The sequence below is a fragment of the Georgenia subflava genome (assembly GCF_009193155.1).
Classification (GTDB): Bacteria; Actinomycetota; Actinomycetes; order Actinomycetales; family Actinomycetaceae; genus Georgenia; species Georgenia subflava.
The window spans coordinates 289,283-306,150 of record NZ_VUKD01000001.1; the positions used below are offsets into that span (position 1 = coordinate 289,283).

Sequence of the window (16,868 nt, forward strand, 5' to 3'; positions counted from 1 at the left end):
TCAGCGTCCCGTGAACTTCGGGGCGCGCTTCTCGCCGAACGCGGCGACGCCCTCGGCGAAGTCGTGGGTGGCCCGGAGCATGGCGTAGGACTTGCGCTCGAGCTCGACGCCGGAGGCGAGCGGGGCGTCGACGCCGCGGTCGAGCACCTCCTTGGCGGTGCGCAGCGCGACGGGCGAGTAGCCGAGCAGGGCGCTCACGACGCGCTCGACCTCGCGCTCGAGGCCCTCGCCGTCCTCGGACACCGAGGCGAGCAGGCCCCAGTCGAGCGCCTGCTGCGCCTTGATGCGCTCGGCGGTCAGCACGTGGTACTTGGCGCGGGAGAGACCGATGAGGCGGGCCAGACGCTGGGTGCCGCCGCTGCCGGGCATCATGCCGAGCCGCATCTCCGGCAGCGCGAACTCCGAGCGGGCGGTGGCCAGCCGGATGTCGGTGGCGAGGGCGAGCTCGAAGCCGACGCCGAAGCAGTAGCCGTCGACCGCGGTGATGACGGGCTTGGGCGAGCGCGCCGCGGCGGTGACGTCCTGGCCGAGGTCGGTGAGGTCGTAGGGCTCGACCTCCATGAACCCGGCGATGTCGCCGCCGGAGGTGAAGTGCTCGCCCTCGCCGCGGATGACGACGACGGCGACCTTCTTGTCCGCGTCGATCTCGGCGAACCGCTCGGCCATGAGCGCGCGCGTCTCCATCGTGATGATGTTGAAGCGGCCGTGGTCGAGGGTCAGGTTGGCGACGCGACCGTCGTGGCTGCGCTCGAGCCGGATGTCTCCACCGGTCAGGGGCATGGTTGCTCGTTTCTCTCGTTATCGGCTGCTGGTCGACAGCAGGTCGTGGATGACGTTGCCGTGCAGCGGCAGGGAGGTGATCTCGACGTCGTGGGCGGACAGGGCGTCGGCGACGGCGTTGGCGACGGCGACGGGGAAGCTCATGCTGCTGCCCTCGCCCGAGCCCTTGGCGCCGAGCCGCGTGAGCGGGGACGGCGTGACCAGGCGCTCGCCGGCCAGGGGGAAGTCGGACTCGGCCGACGTCGGCACGAGGTAGTCCATGAACGTCGACGTCGGCTGGCCGGCGTCCGTGTAGGCCATCTCCTCGTAGAGCGCACCGCCGAGGCCGTGCACCATGGCGCCGTGGACCTGGCCCTCGATGAGCAGCGGGTTGAGGACGGTGCCGGCGTCGTGGACAGCGTTGACCTTCTCGATGGCGATCTCGTAGGTGTCGGGGTCGATCCGCACCTGGACGAGCTCGGCCACGAAGCCGTAGCACAGGGAGGAGTTGACCTGGTCGGTCCGCGAGGGCGCGGTCGCCTGGGGCGGGGTGAAGGCGGCCTCGGCGTACAGGGCGGCGTCGACGCCGTCGGGCAGCGAGCCCGGGTCCCAGTGCACGAGACCGGCGGCGTGCCGGAACTTCACGGACCGCTCCGGCTCGGCCGCCACGCGGACGGTGCCGTCGGCCAGCTCGAGCTCGGCCGGGTCGGCGGAGAGCAGCACGCCCGCGGCGATCTTGATGGTCCGGGCGATGCGGTCGGTCGCCTCGACGATGGCGGAGGTGAGCAGCGGGGAGAACCGGGAGGAGTAGCTGCCGGAGGTCACGGTCCACGGGGTGGTGGAGGTGTCCATGTCGACCTTGGGCGAGACCATCTCCAGCGGGAGCCCGAGCTGGTCCGCGACGACCTGCCGGGCGACCGTCGCGTGCCCCTGCCCCTGCGGCACCGTGCCGAGGAGGACGGAGACGATCCCGTACGGGTCGACGGTGACGCGCACGTGCTCGGTCGAGCCGGACTTGTCCCGCCCCGGGGGGCGCTGCTCCTTGGGGGTGGCGAGGCCGACGTAGCCGATGTTCGTGGCCGACGGCTCGACGATGACGGCGATGCCGGAGCCGACGAGCTCGCCGCGCGCCCGGGCGGCCGCCTGCTCCGCCCGAAGGGCCTGGTAGCCGCTGGACTCGACGAGCATGGCGACGGCCTTCTCGTAGTCGCCCGAGTCGTAGATCCCGCCGGTGGGGGTCGCGTAGGGGAAGGAGCCCGAGGGGACGAGGTTGCGCCGGCGCAGCTCGACGGGGTCGACGTCGACGGTGCGGGCGACCTTGTCCATGAGGCGTTCGAGGCCGAAGTAGAGCTGCTGCCCGCCGAAGCCTCGGTTGAGCCCCGTGGGTGCCTTGTTCGTGACGACGGCGCGCGAGCGCAGGCGCACGGCGTCGATCCGGTACGCGCCGGTGATGTTGCCGAAGCAGCGGTAGAGGGTCGCGGGCTCCGGCGGACGCAGGTAGGCGCCGACGTTCTCCATGAAGTCGACGTCGAGCGCCTGCACGATGCCCTCGCCGTCCACCGCGGCGGTGAAGCGCATGATGCGGTCCGAGCCGGCCGAGCTGGCGAGCAGGTGCTCGATCCGGTCCTCGGTCCATCGCACGGGACGGCCGGCGTGCTTGGAGGCGAGCGCGAGAAGGGCGATGTAGGGGTAGATCCCGGCCTTGATGCCGAAGCTGCCGCCGATGTCCTGCGGCACGATCAGCCGGAGCTGTGCCGGGGTGATCCCCAGCGCGCCGGTGAGCACCGGCACCATCGAGAACGGGCCGTGGAAGTTCGAGTACGCGGTCACGTGCGGCCCGTCGGCCTCGTCGCGCCACTCGGCGACCACGGAGAAGCACTCCATCGGCGTGGAGGAGTAGCGCGGGAAGCTGTACTCGCCGGTCACGACGTGCGCGGCCTGCTCGAACGCGGCGTCGACCTCGCCGAAGTCGAAGAGCCGGTCGCTGGCGATGTTGCTCTCGGCGGTGTCGTGCAGGCGCGGCGCGTCGGGCTCCATGGCCAGCTTCGTGTCGACGACGGCGGGCAGCAGCTCGTAGTCCACCTGGACGAGCTCGGCCGCGTCCTCCGCGGTGTAGCGGTCGGTGGCCACGACGACGGCCACCGGCTCGCCGACGAACCGCACCTTGTCGGTGCCCGTCGGGTAGTAGGGCATCGGCGCACGCAGCGAGAGAGGGAAGGGCTTCAGGGTCTCAAGGACCTCCTCCGGCCCGATCACGGCCGCGACGCCGGGATGGGCACGGGCCCGCTCGAGGTCCACGCCGCGGATCCGGGCGTGCGGGTGCGGGCTGCGGACGACGGCCGCGACGAGGGTGCCCGGCAGCGGGTCGAGGTCGTCGAGGAAGCGGCCGCGACCGGTCAGCAGCGGGGCGTCCTCGATCCGTGCGAGCGACTGCCCGACGAACCGCTTCTCGTTCGTGCTCGCGTCCATGCGACCCTCCCCCTTGACGTACGACACGCACCGTCTGAATCAGACGTTCTGGTACGGATGGTGACCGTACGGTAGCGTCGTGGTCATGTCAACGGCACGACTGACGACGACGTCCTACGTCGTCCTCGGACTCATCGGTCTGCGCGGACCGTCCACCTCCTACGACCTCAAGCGCGCTGTGGGACGGTCGGTCGGCTTCTTCTGGTCCTTCCCGCACGCGCAGCTCTACTCCGAGCCGCGCCGGCTCGCGGGCATGGGCCTGCTCGACGTCACCACCGAGGACGAGGGACGGCGCCGGCAGACCTTCTCGCTGACCGAGCGGGGCAGCCAGGCGCTGCGGCGGTGGCTCGCCGAGCCGGTGACCGAGCCGATGCAGGTGCGTGACATCGCCGAGCTGAAGCTCTTCTTCGGCGAGCTCGCCTCCGGCGACGACATGCTCACGCTGGCTCGCGAGCAGGTGCGCCAGCACACCGAGCGCATCCGGGTCTACGAGGACATGGACGAGCGGTTCGCCGGGGTCGACAGGCTTGCCCCGCGGCTCGTGCCGCTCCGGCTCGGGCTCCGGCTGGAGCACGCCGCCCTGGACTTCTGGACCGAGCTCGTCGACGAGCTCGGCGACTCCGAACGGGCCGAAGAGGCCTCGTGACCGGGGACCTGCACGTCTCCGTCGAGGGCACCGGCCCGCGTGTGCTGCTGCTGCACTGCGACGCCGCGACCGCCCGCTCCGGGTGGCGACGGCAGCGCGAGCTCGCCGAGCGCTGGACCCTCGTCGCCCCCGATCGCCCCGGCTACGGTGCGAGCCCGGCGACACGCGTCGACTTCGACACCGAGCCGGCCGCCCACCGGCCCCTGCTCGAGGACGGTGCGCACCTGGTCGGGCACTCCTACGGCGGCGTGGTCGCACTGCTCCTCGCGACGGCGGCCCCGCAGCTGATCCGCTCGCTCACCGTCGTCGAGCCGCCCGCGTTCGGACTGTCGGACGCGCCCGAGGTGGCGGCCACGCGTGCGGAGCTCCAGGAGCTCTGGGACGAGGGGCTGGACGACCCGTTCGTCTTCTACGACCGCTTCAGCCGGTCGATCGGCGAGCGGCCGTGGCCGCGCCCGCCGCTGCCTGCGAGCCTGGAGCGCGGGGTCCGCGCACTGATGGGCGAGCACGTGCCGTGGGAGGCCCGCCCCGACCTCGAGGCACTGGCCGCCGCACCGTTCCCCGTGCTCGTCGTCTCGGGCGGCCACAAGGCGGCGTTCGAGACGGTGTGCGACACGATCGCCCGCCGAGCCGAGGCCGAGCGCGCCGTCGTCCCGGGTCAGCGGCACATGGTTCCGCAGGTCGGGGCGCCCTTCAACGAGCTGGTGGAGGCGTTCTGGCGGCGGGCCGAGGACCGGTCAGGTCAGACCGGACGAGCGGCGGAGTGGGCTCGGGAGAGCTCGAGGTAGACGTCGGCGTTGCGCCGGATCGCCGCCACCTCGTCGTCGGTGGTCTGACGGCGCACCTTGCCCGGCACACCCGCCACGAGCGACCGCTCGGGAATCTCCGTGCCCTCCAGCACCACGGCACCCGCGGCGATCAGGCTGCCGCGGCCGATCCGTGCACCGTTGAGCACGACGGCGCCCATGCCGACGAGGACGTCGTCTTCGATCTCGCAGCCGTGCAGGACCGCGTTGTGGCCGATCGAGACTCCCGCGCCGACGCGCACCGGGTGCTCCAGCCCGACGTGGACGCTGGCGTTGTCCTGGACGTTGCTGCGCTCCCCGATGACGATCTCGTGGCCGCCGCAGTCGGCCCGGAGGGTGGCGCCGTACCAGACGCTGACGCGCTCCCCAGCGTGCACGTTCCCCACTACGGTCGCCCCCTGCGCCACGAAAGTACCCGCCGGGAGCCGGGGTTCGAGACCACCCGGCAGGGCGAGCAGCGTGGGACCGGTGACGGGCGAGACGTTCATAGGACCTCCTCGGTGAGCGGACAGCGGGCCCCATCTAACCATCCGAATCGGACTGTCCACCCTCCCCCGCTGCGGACCGGCCCGCTCCAGCCTGGGCGAAAACACCTCAGCCAGCTGGTGGGCCGGGGCGCTCGCCTCTAGTTCGACCAGCTGTCCGGCCGCCCGAGCGCCGTGGCTCTGGACCTGGCAACAGCACGCGCATCAGCCCCTCGTCGACAAGACGCATGCGGTCGAACGGAAGAACCGCGACAAAGCCGAGCAGATCGGCTTTGTCCAGGGTGACGATCTGCGTGACGTTCACGACGGAGTCTCTTGGCAGCCCCGAGCTCGTGGATGGGAGGAAGACATTGCCGGGCCAGTCGGCCAGTGCAACGTTGGACGTCACCACCGCAACGACGACTGTGCCGATGCGCGACCGCGAATAGTCGTCGGACTGGATCACGAGCACAGGCCTACGCTTGGCCGGGCGACTTCCCTGCACCGGCCCGAGATCTGCCCAGTAGAGCTCCCCGCGGGTGATCACCAGTCTTCTTCGCCGTCGCTCTCGAGCGCAGCGCGGGACCGCGACACCACAAGCTCGGTCAACTCGTCGTCGTGTCCGGTGCGTTCGATCGCCGCATCGAGCATGCTCGTGACGGAGGTGCGGTCGAGCGACTCCACGAACGCATCCACGGCACGGGCGTACAGCTCCGAGCGCGTGATCCCCAACCGCTTCGCGGCACGCTCGGCACGCTCGAAAGTCTCGTCCGGCAGGGAGATGGCCGTCTTCATGCCAGCGAGTATAACTTGGTTATACCCAACGTCCCCGAGCCCCATGGCGCTGATGATCGCGCTGCCGCTCAGCCGCGCCGCGGCTCCTCGTGCTATCAGGTCGTCCACGGCTTCATCAGGCGGAATCTGCTGGGTCCTCACTGCTCTGCAACCTCCGACGGCTCGCGGTACTGGGCGAAGAAGCCGGCGGCGGCGAGGTCGGCGTCACCAAGCGCCGGGGTCGGCACGGTCCGCGCTGACGACACCGTCGGGCCTCCTCGCTCGCCCCGACCCGCTGTCGCGACGTGACGGCAACCGTAGGAGCGGAGCCGGCAACGCCGCCGCGCCCATCCCCAGGACCGGAGTGGGCCGCGGCGATCCACAGGAGCACGTCACCACCGCGGCTCTCCGGACGACCTTGCACCCCCTCGATCACACCTTGGTCTTCTGTGACTTCGGGCACGGGGATCGCCTGCGCGAGACGAGGACCAGGAAGGGTCCCCACCCGCCACAGCGGGTGAGGACCCTTCCGTCACACGGGTCGGCCGGCTCAGATACCGAGCGCCGCCTGGATCGGCCCGAGGGCGAAGTAGACGACGAACAGCGCCGCCACCACCCACATGAGCCAGTGCACCTGCTTGGCCCCGCCCTTGCGGGCTGCGGAGAGGATGACGTAGGCGATGAAGCCGGCACCGATCCCCACGGTGATGGAGTAGGCGAACGGCATGAGGATGATCGTCAGGAACGCCGGGATGGCGATGACGGCGTCGCGCCACGGGATCTCCGTGACCTGCATCATCATCAGGAAGCCGACGATGACCAGGGCCGGCGTCGCCGCCTCGTAGGGCACGAAGGCGGCGAGCGGCGAGAGGAACATCGCCAGCAGGAAGGCGATGCCGGTGACCACCGAGGCCAGACCGGTGCGGGCGCCGTCGCCGACGCCGGTGGCGGACTCGATGTAGCTCGTGTTGGACGAGACGCCGGCGGCGCCACCGGCCGCGGCGGCGATGGAGTCGACCGCCAGGATGCGGCGGGTGTGGGGCGGGTTGCCCTCGTCGTCGAGCAGCTTCGCCTCGGCGCCGATGGCGACCATCGTCCCCATCGTGTCGAAGAAGTCGGCGAGCATGACCGAGAAGATGAGCAGGACCGCGGCGATCCAGCCGATCTTCTCGAAGGCGCCGAAGAGCGAGATCTGCCCGATGGTGCCGAAGTCCGGCAGGTTGACCGGGGAGCCGTCGAGGGCCGGGATGGTGAGCTGCCAGCCGCCGGGGTTGTCCTCGCCTGCCAGTCCCAGGCCGGCGACGAGCTCGACGATCGCCGCCAGGACGGCGGCGACGACGATCCCGATGAGGATGGCGCCGCGGACCTTCTTGACCATGAGGAACGCGATCGTGAACAGCCCGATGATGAACACCAGTGCCGGCCAGCCGGCCAGAGAGCCGTCGATACCCAGCTGGAGCGGGGTGCCGCCGGGACGCACGATGCCGGCGTTGACAAGGCCGACGAGCGCGATGAACAGACCGATGCCGACCGAGATGGCGACCTTCAGCGCGTAGGGCACGGCCTTGAAGACGGCCTCGCGCAGACCGGTGAGGACCAGCACGAGGATCACGATGCCCTCGAGGACGATGAGCCCCATGGCGTCGGCCCACGTCATGCCCGGCAGGCCGACGATGGTGAACGCGAGCAGCGCGTTGATGCCCATGCCGGCGGCGAGCGCGAGCGGGAAGTTCGCCGCGGCTCCCATGAGGATGGACATCAGCCCGGCGACCAGGGCGGTCGCGGCCGCGATGGCCGGCAGGTTCGCACCGTCGGTGCCGCCGCCGAGGAAGGCGCCGGTGGAGTCCGGGGTCGAGAGGATCAGGGGGTTGACCACCAGGATGTACGACATCGCGAAGAACGTGACGATGCCGCCGCGGACCTCACGGCCGACGGTCGAGCCACGCTCGGTGATGTGGAACGTCCTGTCCAGCCAACCCGTCTGCTGGGCTCTGGGGGGCGCACTCGGCGCATGAGTACTCACAAGGGCGGATGATTGCAGATTGCCCGGTCCCGGTGGCGCATTTGACCGACCTGTGGCATGAGCGCCGTGCGTGGTGGGGATGGCACCTCTCGCCTTGTCAGACGGCCGCATCCGCGATGAAGCCCGTTGACAGCGGCGTACACCAACGACATACTCCCGGTATACATCCCGTATCCCTCGAAGATGAGATCGGTGATCCTATGGCTCGACTAGCCGAATACCGCCAGTTCCTTACGCCGATTGCCGTGATAGCCATCGGCTGGTCCCTGTTCCAGCTCTACGCCGCCGCCCAGGGCGCTCCGCACGCGATGCTCTTCCGTCCGCTCCACGTGGTGCTCGGGATGGCTCTTGTATTCGCGATCTATCCTGCGCGGAAGAGCTACCGCAGACGCGTCGACTCCGCCTCGGAGGAAGAGCTTGAGGACGCCCCCGTCGGAAGCCCTGCCCCCCGGTGGCTCACCGGCATGGACGTAGTTCTCGTGGCGCTCTCGCTCGCTATCGGCGCGTACTACGTACTGAACTCAACTCGCATCTCCGAACGAGTCACCTTCCTGGACGAGGTGACGGTGACGGACCAGATTGTCGGGCTCTTGCTCATCGTCCTCGTCCTCGAGGCGTGCCGCCGTATCGTCGGACTCAGCCTCTCGATCGTGGCCGTCGTCTTCCTCGCCTACCAGCTCTGGGGCGACCAGCTCGGCGGCCTGCTGCGCCACCGTGGACTGAGCTTCGACCGGTTCATTGACTTGCAGGCCCTTTCTCCGCAGGGGCTCTTCGGTGTCCCGGTCGGTGTCTCCGCCGAGTACGTCTTCTACTTCATCCTGTTCGCGGCCTTCCTCGAGGCATCTGGCGGCGGCAAGCTGTTCATTGATCTCGCACTGGCCGTCACCGGGCGTGCACGAGGTGGCCCGGCCAAGGCAGCGATGGTCGCGTCGGCGCTCATGGGATCAATCAACGGCTCCGCGGTCGCAAACGTCGTCGGCACCGGCGTATTCACGATCCCGCTCATGAAGCGCACCGGCTACCGACCGCGGTTCGCTGCCGCGGTCGAGGCGATGGCCTCCACCGGCGGCCAAGTCCTCCCGCCAGTGATGGGCGCTGGCGCATTCATCATGGCGCAGATGATCGGGTGGGACTACCGAGCTGTCGCGCTGGCCGCCCTTGTGCCTGCCCTGCTCTACTTTGTCGCCGGGTACTTCATGGTGCACAAGGAGGCGCAGCGCGCCGACCTCAGGCCCGTCGCGCCCGAAGAGCGAACGAGCATGCGCGAGGTCGTCGGCCGCCTGCACCTGCTCATCCCTCTCGCCTACCTCGTCTACATGATCCTTGCCGGCCGGTCCCTCATGACTGCGGCCTTCCAGGCTCTCGTTGTCGCTGTGGTGGTCAGCTTCCTCCGGCGCGCCACGTGGCTGACGCCGGCAGCCATCCTGAAGGCGCTGCAGGTCGGCGCACAGCGTTCGGTAAATGTCGCTCTGCCGACGGCAGTCGCCGGGGTCATCGTCGGCGTCGTCATCCAGACCAATCTGGGTCTGCGGTTCACCGAGCTCGTCCTCGCCTTGTCCGGCGGGCTCCTGGTTCCGGCCCTGGTCATCACGATGATCGGTGCAATCGTGCTCGGACTGGGCATGCCGACGACGTCGGCCTACATCATGGGGGCCGTCCTACTCACTCCCCCGCTCATCGAGCTCGGCGTCCCAGCGATCGCCGCACACCTGTTCATCTTCTACTTCGCCTGCATGTCCATGCTGACGCCACCGGTCGCTCTTGCTGCTTTCGCCGCAGCGGGGATCGCCGGCAGTCCCCTGCACCAGACGGGACTCACGGCGTTCAGGATCAGTCTCGCTGCTTACCTCATCCCGTTCGCCTTCGTGCTCTCCCCCGCTCTCCTTCTACAGGAGGGGCTGCTAGCGGCACTGTGGACAGGCACGACGGCCCTGCTCGGTACATACGCTTTGGCCGCAGCCGTCATCGGCTTCCAAAGCCGCTCGCTGAAACTTTGGGAGCGCACGTCGTACTTCGCCGTGGCATTGCTTCTCGTCTATCCGGGGGTCGTCAGCGCAGTTGGTGTTGCCGCACTCGCCGCCCTTGTCCTTACAGCCAAAGTCCGCGGGGACAGCGGGCGGACCGGCGGCCCAGACCTGACCAGCCAGACCCCACCACCAGTCGCCCAACCGCTCAACGCGACCTCGGGCAGCAAGGAGCTGTGAACATGACTATCGATTTCTCGAAGCCAGAAGTGGTTGTAGCCGGAGCTGGACCCGTCGGCATGACGACGGCCCTCATGCTCGCACGCAGTGGAGTGAGCGTCACCGTGCTGGAGGCGGGACCTGACCTGAGCACTGAGTCGCGAGCCTCGACGTTCCACCCGCCGACTCTCGAGATGCTCGACGAGCTCGGGCTGGCTGACGACCTGCGGGCACAGGGCATAGACGTTCCGGCATTCCAGCACCGCGACCGCAAGGAGGGACTGATCGCCGAGTTCGATCTCGGCACACTGGCCGAGGAGACTCGGTTCCCGTTTCGAGTGCAATGCGAGCAGAGCAAGCTGACCCGGATCATCCTCGAGAAGTTGCGCGACCTCGACAACGTCGATGTGCGCTTCGACGCAACGGTGTCCGACGTGCGCCAAGATGCGGATTCCGTGACCGTCTCTCTCGCCGACGGACGCACCGTCACGAGTACCTACCTCGTCGGTGCCGACGGCGCCAGCAGCGCCGTCCGACGTTCGCTGGGTGTCGGGTTCGAAGGTGAGACCTATCCCGAGCGCTACCTGGTCATCTCGACGACCGAGGACATCAAGGCATGGATGCCTGACATCTCCTACGTCAACTACATCTCCGACCCGAGCGAGTGGGTCGTGCTCCTTCGCACCCCGCAGCACTGGCGGGCCATGTTCCCCGTCCGCGAGGGGATGAGTGACGACGACGCGCTTCGCCCTGACAACGTCCAGCGGCTCATGCGCACCATCGGTGAGCGACCCGGAGGTTGGCCGATCCTCCACACGACCCTCTACCGCGTCCATCAACGGGTCGCCGACTCCTACCGCGTGGGCCGGGTCTTCCTCGCGGGGGATGCCGCACACATCAACAACCCGCTCGGCGGGCTGGGTATGAACAGCGGCATTCACGATGCCTACCTCCTTGCTGACCTTCTGGTACGCCACATCCAGGGACGGATCGATGACGCCGGCCTTGACGAGTACGACTCACGGCGTCGCGACGTGAGCAGGCGATACGTCGCGGTCGAGACGGACAAGAACTGGCGCCGGATCCGCGAGCGGGACGAGGCGCAGCGTCAGCATCACTTCGCGGAACTGCGGGAGATCGCGGCCGACCCGATTACGCACCACGAACACGTCCGCAAGACGTGCATGGTCGCCGAGCTGGCAGGTGCGCGGTGACGTCACCGAACCATGGAGGGGGATCTGGCCATGGGTGTTAGGAGCGATACCTACGAGTGGCTCAAGGGCCATATCGCCACACTGCCGCGAGACAAGGGGACCTTCCTCACCGAGACCGAGGTTGCGCAAGCCGCCGGTGCCTCACGCACGCCGGTCCGCGAGGCACTCATGCGGCTCGAGTCTGAGGGGCTCATCGAGCGCATCCCGCGCCGGGGTGCGTACGTGCCACCCCTGCCCGACTCCGAGATCCGGGCTGTGATGGAGGCCCGTCAGATGATCGAGGTCTGGACGGTCGAACAGCTGCTCAGCCGTGGAGCGGACTTCGACCTCGCGGAGGTCGAGAGCCTCCTGGTCCGACAGACTGAGAACTGGTCTGACCCGGTTACCTTCATCGAACTCGACCGTGACTTCCACTCGCATCTCGTCGCAGCATCCGGCAACGCCGTCGTCAACCAGTTCTACTCCGAGCTGCGAGACCGACAACTCCGGATGGGCGTCTACGCCGTCACCGGTGCCGAGCACCGAGCCACCAAGGTGGTCGAGGAACACCGAAGGATTGTCGATGCGATCCGAGCCCGCGACGTCGCGGCCGCGCGGAAAGCGACAACAGAACACCTGCTCAACACGCTGGAGGCGATGCTCCGATGACGCAACCACAAGACTCAGGCCCAATGCGGATCGGGCTGGTACAGGTCGCCAGCCCGGACGGTGAGTCCCCAAAGGACCGCCGTGCCCGGGTCGCCGACATGATCCGCTCAGCCGAGCCGTGCGACCTCTATGTCTTGCCGGAGCTGTGGGCCGCCGGCTACTTCTCGTTCGACGAATACATCGCCCGGGCGGAGCCACTGGATGGACCGACCGTCAGAACGCTCGCCGGTGTTGCTGCCGAGCGGGATGCCTTTCTCCACGTCGGGAGCCTCCTCGAGGACCGAGACCAGGGGCGCGTGAGGAACACGGCCGTCCTCCTCGACCGTAGCGGCACACCGGTGTCCAAGTACTCCAAGATCCACGTCTTCGGATACCAATCCGCCGAGTCGCAGCTGCTCGAGCCCGGTGACAAGGTCGAGGTCACACCGACCGAATACGGCACAGTGGCATCGACGACGTGCTACGACCTGCGGTTCCCGGGGCTCTGGCAGCTCCTGTCCGAGCTCGGCACCGAGATCGCCGTCGTGCCGGCGGCGTGGCCGGCCGCACGCCTGGCGCACTGGAAGCTCTTCACATCCGCGCGCGCCGTCGAGCACCAGATGTTCGTCATCGCATGCAACGCGGCTGGGACTCAGCACGGCACGTTGCTCGGCGGTCACAGCCGGGTCGTCGATCCCTGGGGTGAGGTCGTCCTCGAGCTCGGCGCCGACGAGGAGGTCGGAATCTGCGAGATCGATCCCGGTCAGGTTTCCGTCGTCAGGCGCGAGTTCCCCGTTCTCGCCGACCGACTGCCGTCGTACCAGATGTCACAGCAGAAGGAGAACGTATGAAGCTCGTCGAACTCGACCTCGATACGGTGCGACGCACCCGCGTTGTGGTCGCTGGCTACACCGGTCGGGATGAGGCGCAGGTGCGCCACCACATCGAGGAACTCGCCCGCATCGGGGTCGCGCCGCCGGCGAACGTTCCTGAGTTCTATCCCATGCCCGATGGAGCGCTCACCTTCGGTACTGACGTCGACGTAGACGGCGACCGAACTTCGGGCGAGGTTGAACCGGTTCTCGTCCGGCTTGGCGGCAAGCTCCATCTCGCGCTCGGGTCGGACCACACCGATCGTGCCCGTGAGGCGGCGGAAGGCGTGGCTGTGTCGAAGGCCTGCTGCCCCAAACCGCTCGCCCGATACGCACTCGCATGCGACGCAGCGGAGCTCGACGCCGTCTGGGACGGTATCGAGCTGTCTGGTCTGATCGACGGGGATCCCTACCAAGAGGGCGTAGCCGCGGCCCTCCGTCCCCTGACCCAGATCCTCGCGGCGCTCGACGACCGAGACGGTACGGCAGGCGAAGACCTTGTGCTTTATGGCGGCACGGTTCCGCTCATCGGCGGTGACTTCCGCTACGGCGACGCTTGGAACTTCTCACTCACCGTGGCGGAGCACCGCCTCACCCTCGACTACCGCACCCGCGTGCGTGCGACCGAAGGAGCGACGCATGGCTAAGGAAGAACTGGAGTTCTTTCCGACCGACACGGTGAAGTGGACAGCCTGCGAAGGAGCCGTCCCAGAGCTCACCGAGCGAGTTCTCACGTCCACCGGCAAGCCTGGCGTGGTCTCACGGATCCTTAGGTTCGCCCCCGGGACGGACACCAGTCCCAATGGCGCTCTGCGCCACGACTTCTGGGAGGAGGTCTACATCCTCGAGGGGTCCATGACTGACCTCCGTCTCGGGAAGACCTTTACCGCCGGCGACTTCGCGTGCCGGCCCCCCGGCATGGAACACGGCCCTTGGACGACCGACGAGGGATGCCTCACGTTCGAGGTCCGCTACGACAGTCCGACCGCACCGCAGACGGGCAGTACGCACAACCCAGAGGAGAACAACTGACATGGCTTTGACCAGGACAATGAAGTCGATGGCCGTCGCGACGATCGCGACAATGAGCCTCGCACTCGCAGCGTGCAGCGGGTCGAACGCCGATGGCGGCGACAGCGATACGGACGCCACCGGCTCTGGACCCACGGACCTGACGTTCGCCTCCCTGGACCAGGGCTCTGCCTGGTACAACTACGCCGTCAGCATGGGGCAGACCATCGAGCCCGAACTCGGCGAGGGCTCCGTGGTCGAGGTTCTGACCTACGCGGGATCCATCGGAAACCCCGAGCTGGTCTCGACCGGTGAGGCGGACCTCGCCACCTCCTTCAGCGCAGTCACGTCGTGGGCGGTCAACGGCGAGGAGGGCACGCCGTTCGAGGGCAAGCAGATGGACAACATCCGGGTGCTCGTCAGCGGTCTTGACCAGTACTTCTTCGGGCCGATCACGACAGCGGGTTCAGGCGTCGAGTCATTGCGCGACGCTATCGAGGGCGAGAAGGGACTCGACCTGGTCAGCCAGCCGCGCGCGTCGCTGGGAGACGCAGGAACCCAGCTGGTCCTGCGTGCCTACGGCACCTCGGTCGAGGACATCGAGTCGTGGGGCGGGAGCTTCGACCCCACCAGCACCGACGTCGCGACGAATGCGATCCGCGACGGCAACGCCGATCTGTGGATCCAGGCGATCACAGCGGGCCACCCCAATATCACCGAGCTCGCCGAGACGGCCGACATCCGGATCCTTGACATCGACGATGAGGCAGTGGCGGAGCTGGAGTCACTCGGGCTCGAGCCCGCGACGCTGCCCGGTGGCACGTTCCGGGGTCAGGACGACGACGTTCAGTTGCTCGGTTTCACGACAACACTCATCGCGTCCGAGGACATGCCGGAGGATGTGGCGTATGCGATCACCAAGGCTGTCGTGGAGAGCGCCGACCAACTCAAGAGCGCCAACGCAAGCATGAGTGCGTTCGACCCGGAGGCGGCCTGGCAGACAAAGGGCGGTGTGGAGCTGCACCCGGGCGCTGAGAAGTACTTCACTGAGGCCGGTCTGATGGACTGACTCAGTGAGTCGCGCGGCCCCGGGTGCATACCGGCACCCGGGGCCATTGCACGAGATGAGAAGGGAGCGACGATGGGGCACAAGAATGCCGTTGTGGCTGCATATGCGACAACTGCCCTCGGTGTCTCGGGCGTCTCGTTGCTCGCTCCCGTACTGCCTGAGCTAGCCGCCAGATATGGCGTTGATGTCGAGGCGATGGCGCTGTTCCAGACCGCCGTCATGGTTCCGGGAATCCTCACAGCGGCTCTCGCCGGCGCATTGGCTCCGCGGGTCGGCCTCGCCCCGGTGCTCCGTTCCGCACTCCTCATCTACGGCTTCGGCGGCATCAGCCTCCTCGTGGTGGATAGCTACCCGCTCGCGCTTCTCCTCCGTCTGGTGCAAGGGGTCGGTGGCGGTGGCCTGGTCGCGATGTCCTTCCTTCTCATCGCTAGGGCGGGTCCGGGCCAACGGTTGGCCGCCACGGGTCGCAACGCAGCTGTCATTAGCACGATGATGCTGCTGCAACCTCTGCTCGGATCAAGCCTCGGAGCGATCAGCCCGGTTGCACCCTGTGCCTTCTACGGCCTGGCGATAGTGGCCGCAATGGTCGTCCCCGGACTTGCGTCCGCTCAGACAGCGCCGCCGGTGCAGCATTACCGGCGCTCCACCCGGATTCCTGGACAGGTCATGTGGGTGCTGATCATGACGGTAGTCCTCAACATCTTGCTCTTCGGGTGGTTATTACTGCTGACACCGCTCGTGCTGGACGCTGCCGGGGTCGGCATCAGTGCCCGTGGCTGGACCCTAGCGCTCCAGTCCGGGCTGGCCACGGTGGTGACTTTGGCCGTTGCACGGTGGCGAGAGGCAGGACGGTTCCGGCTCTTGCTCATCAGTGGCTGGGCCATCGGCGCTTCGATACTGCTTGGTTCATCGCTCGGACCTTCAGAACTCACGATCCCCCTCCTCATCGCTGCAGGGACGTTCTACGGCGCGGTCAATCCAACACTCGTCTCGTCGCTCTCTGGTGCAGAGGGCGGCAGGTGGCTCGGGTGGTGGCAAAGCTCTGCGCGTCTCGGCCAGGTGATCGGGCCTGTACTTGCGGGCACCCTGTACGCCGACATCGGTGGCGGACCGACGCTGGCGATCGGCGGCGTCCTGGCAGCCCTCGTTCTTGCGGTGGCCATCCTCTACAGGCGCCCGCACCATGCTTCTACAAGGCCGATGACGCTGGGAAACTGACAACTCCCCCAGATTTCAGGTACGTAACTCAGCACTACGTGAATCATCGGTCCGGATAGCATCACCGGCATGCCCGACGTCGATCTCTTCGAGCACGAACCGGACCTGCCTCCGGCGAAGGTCAATGCCATCACCCTGATGGTGACGGGCACCGTGATCTGGATGGTCGCCACCGTGGTCGTCGCTGTCCTGGGGCTGATCAACTACCTGCCGGACGACCTGCTCGAGGTGTGCTTCGCCGGCCTCGGTCTCGGCCTTGTCGGCATCGGCTGGGGCTACGTGCACGAGTACCGGGCGCGCCGTCGGCGGGTTGCCTGACGTCGAGCCTCAGGGCAGAGCGAGGCACTCTGGCCATCGCGACGGCCCTGTCCGTACTCAGGCCGGACGGCCCTGCCCGTACTCAGGCTGAGTGACGCTCCGCCTTGGAGAGCCTGACGATCCAGTCCGGAGTCTTCCGGCGCAGCCGCTTGTCGACGGTCACCTGCAGTTTAGCGGCCGACACCTCGCGAGGTGTGACAACGACCTGGCGGACGTTGTTGCCTACGCCGTCGCCGGCTTCCCGCCGGGGCTCAGGCCCTGTCTCCACGGACATGCCGTCCACCTCCTTCGTCTCCATTGTCGTCCTCTGCCGCAAGGTGAAGATTGCGACCAGTGCTGCGAAACGGCGACCACGGCGGTGCCCGCAGGGGCCAAAGCCCTGACCCATTCCACCCATTCGGGAAGGTTCACGACA

The 16,868-nt window shown here is 67.9% G+C and carries 17 protein-coding genes and 1 pseudogene; 11 read left to right on the plus strand and 7 right to left on the minus strand.

Annotated features, from left to right (window positions below; genetic code table 11):
• Complete coding sequence (locus tag GD748_RS01290) at window positions 1–780, minus strand: enoyl-CoA hydratase/isomerase family protein (protein WP_152193399.1); 780 nt, start codon at window positions 778–780, stop codon at window positions 1–3.
• 18 nt (window positions 781–798) lie between these two features.
• Window positions 799–3,228, minus strand: coding sequence for a xanthine dehydrogenase family protein molybdopterin-binding subunit (locus GD748_RS01295; RefSeq protein WP_152193400.1), 2,430 nt, complete (start codon window positions 3,226–3,228; stop codon window positions 799–801).
• Window positions 3,229–3,313: 85 nt separating this feature from the next.
• Between GD748_RS01295 and GD748_RS01300 the strand changes: the two genes are divergently transcribed.
• Together GD748_RS01300 and GD748_RS01305 are read left to right on the plus strand one after the other, a co-directional pair.
• A complete protein-coding gene (locus tag GD748_RS01300; protein WP_152193401.1) occupies window positions 3,314–3,874 on the plus strand; it encodes a PadR family transcriptional regulator in 561 nt (186 codons plus the stop codon).
• Window positions 3,871–4,662, plus strand: coding sequence for an alpha/beta fold hydrolase (locus GD748_RS01305; RefSeq protein WP_193312760.1), 792 nt, complete (start codon window positions 3,871–3,873; stop codon window positions 4,660–4,662). Before GD748_RS01300 ends, GD748_RS01305 begins: the two co-directional genes overlap by 4 nt.
• Here GD748_RS01305 and GD748_RS01310 read toward each other — a convergent pair.
• From GD748_RS01310 to GD748_RS01325, 4 genes and pseudogenes are all read right to left on the minus strand, one after another.
• Window positions 4,617–5,168: a gamma carbonic anhydrase family protein gene (locus GD748_RS01310; RefSeq protein WP_152193403.1), complete on the minus strand. Its 552-nt coding sequence runs from the start codon at window positions 5,166–5,168 to the stop codon at window positions 4,617–4,619. The two genes, GD748_RS01305 and GD748_RS01310, sit on opposite strands and share 46 nt — an antisense overlap.
• Window positions 5,169–5,358: 190 nt before the next feature.
• A pseudogene (locus GD748_RS01315) lies at window positions 5,359–5,694 on the minus strand (type II toxin-antitoxin system PemK/MazF family toxin); the annotation flags it as partial.
• Window positions 5,688–5,939 (minus strand): hypothetical protein, encoded by a 252-nt coding sequence (locus GD748_RS01320; RefSeq protein WP_152193405.1) that lies wholly within the window; start codon window positions 5,937–5,939, stop codon window positions 5,688–5,690. The gene GD748_RS01320 and the pseudogene GD748_RS01315, both read right to left, overlap by 7 nt.
• Before the next feature lie 529 nt (window positions 5,940–6,468).
• Complete coding sequence (locus GD748_RS01325) at window positions 6,469–8,052, minus strand: NCS2 family permease (protein ID WP_152193406.1); 1,584 nt, start codon at window positions 8,050–8,052, stop codon at window positions 6,469–6,471.
• A gap of 5 nt (window positions 8,053–8,057) precedes the next feature.
• Between GD748_RS01325 and GD748_RS01330 the strand changes: the two genes are divergently transcribed.
• From GD748_RS01330 to GD748_RS01370, 9 genes are all read left to right on the plus strand, one after another.
• Window positions 8,058–10,145, plus strand: coding sequence for a TRAP transporter permease (locus GD748_RS01330; protein ID WP_193312761.1), 2,088 nt, complete (start codon window positions 8,058–8,060; stop codon window positions 10,143–10,145).
• Window positions 10,146–10,147: 2 nt separating this feature from the next.
• A complete protein-coding gene (locus tag GD748_RS01335) occupies window positions 10,148–11,338 on the plus strand; it encodes an FAD-dependent oxidoreductase (protein WP_152194318.1) in 1,191 nt (396 codons plus the stop codon).
• 12 nt (window positions 11,339–11,350) lie between these two features.
• Window positions 11,351–11,986 (plus strand): GntR family transcriptional regulator, encoded by a 636-nt coding sequence (locus GD748_RS01340; protein WP_152193408.1) that lies wholly within the window; start codon window positions 11,351–11,353, stop codon window positions 11,984–11,986.
• 23 nt (window positions 11,987–12,009) lie between these two features.
• A complete protein-coding gene (locus tag GD748_RS01345) occupies window positions 12,010–12,816 on the plus strand; it encodes a nitrilase-related carbon-nitrogen hydrolase (RefSeq protein ID WP_152193409.1) in 807 nt (268 codons plus the stop codon).
• The gene (locus GD748_RS01350) at window positions 12,813–13,484 is read left to right on the plus strand and encodes a DUF2848 family protein (protein WP_152193410.1); all 672 of its coding nucleotides are present in this window, start codon (window positions 12,813–12,815) and stop codon (window positions 13,482–13,484) included. The genes GD748_RS01345 and GD748_RS01350 overlap by 4 nt, the downstream gene beginning before the upstream one ends.
• Window positions 13,477–13,869, plus strand: a complete 393-nt coding sequence (locus GD748_RS01355) for a cupin domain-containing protein (RefSeq protein WP_152193411.1) — start codon at window positions 13,477–13,479, stop codon at window positions 13,867–13,869. The genes GD748_RS01350 and GD748_RS01355 overlap by 8 nt, the downstream gene beginning before the upstream one ends.
• A gap of 28 nt (window positions 13,870–13,897) precedes the next feature.
• A complete protein-coding gene (locus GD748_RS01360; protein WP_193312762.1) occupies window positions 13,898–14,917 on the plus strand; it encodes a TAXI family TRAP transporter solute-binding subunit in 1,020 nt (339 codons plus the stop codon).
• A gap of 72 nt (window positions 14,918–14,989) precedes the next feature.
• Window positions 14,990–16,135: an MFS transporter gene (locus tag GD748_RS01365; RefSeq protein WP_152193413.1), complete on the plus strand. Its 1,146-nt coding sequence runs from the start codon at window positions 14,990–14,992 to the stop codon at window positions 16,133–16,135.
• 69 nt (window positions 16,136–16,204) lie between these two features.
• Window positions 16,205–16,453 carry a DUF2530 domain-containing protein gene (locus tag GD748_RS01370; protein ID WP_152193414.1) on the plus strand — a complete coding sequence of 83 codons (249 nt, stop codon included), beginning with the start codon at window positions 16,205–16,207 and terminating at the stop codon, window positions 16,451–16,453.
• An 82-nt stretch (window positions 16,454–16,535) separates the two neighbouring features.
• Here the strand turns inward: GD748_RS01370 and GD748_RS01375 are convergent, their stop codons facing one another.
• Window positions 16,536–16,751 (minus strand): hypothetical protein, encoded by a 216-nt coding sequence (locus tag GD748_RS01375; RefSeq protein WP_152193415.1) that lies wholly within the window; start codon window positions 16,749–16,751, stop codon window positions 16,536–16,538.
• Window positions 16,752–16,868 lie beyond the last annotated feature (117 nt).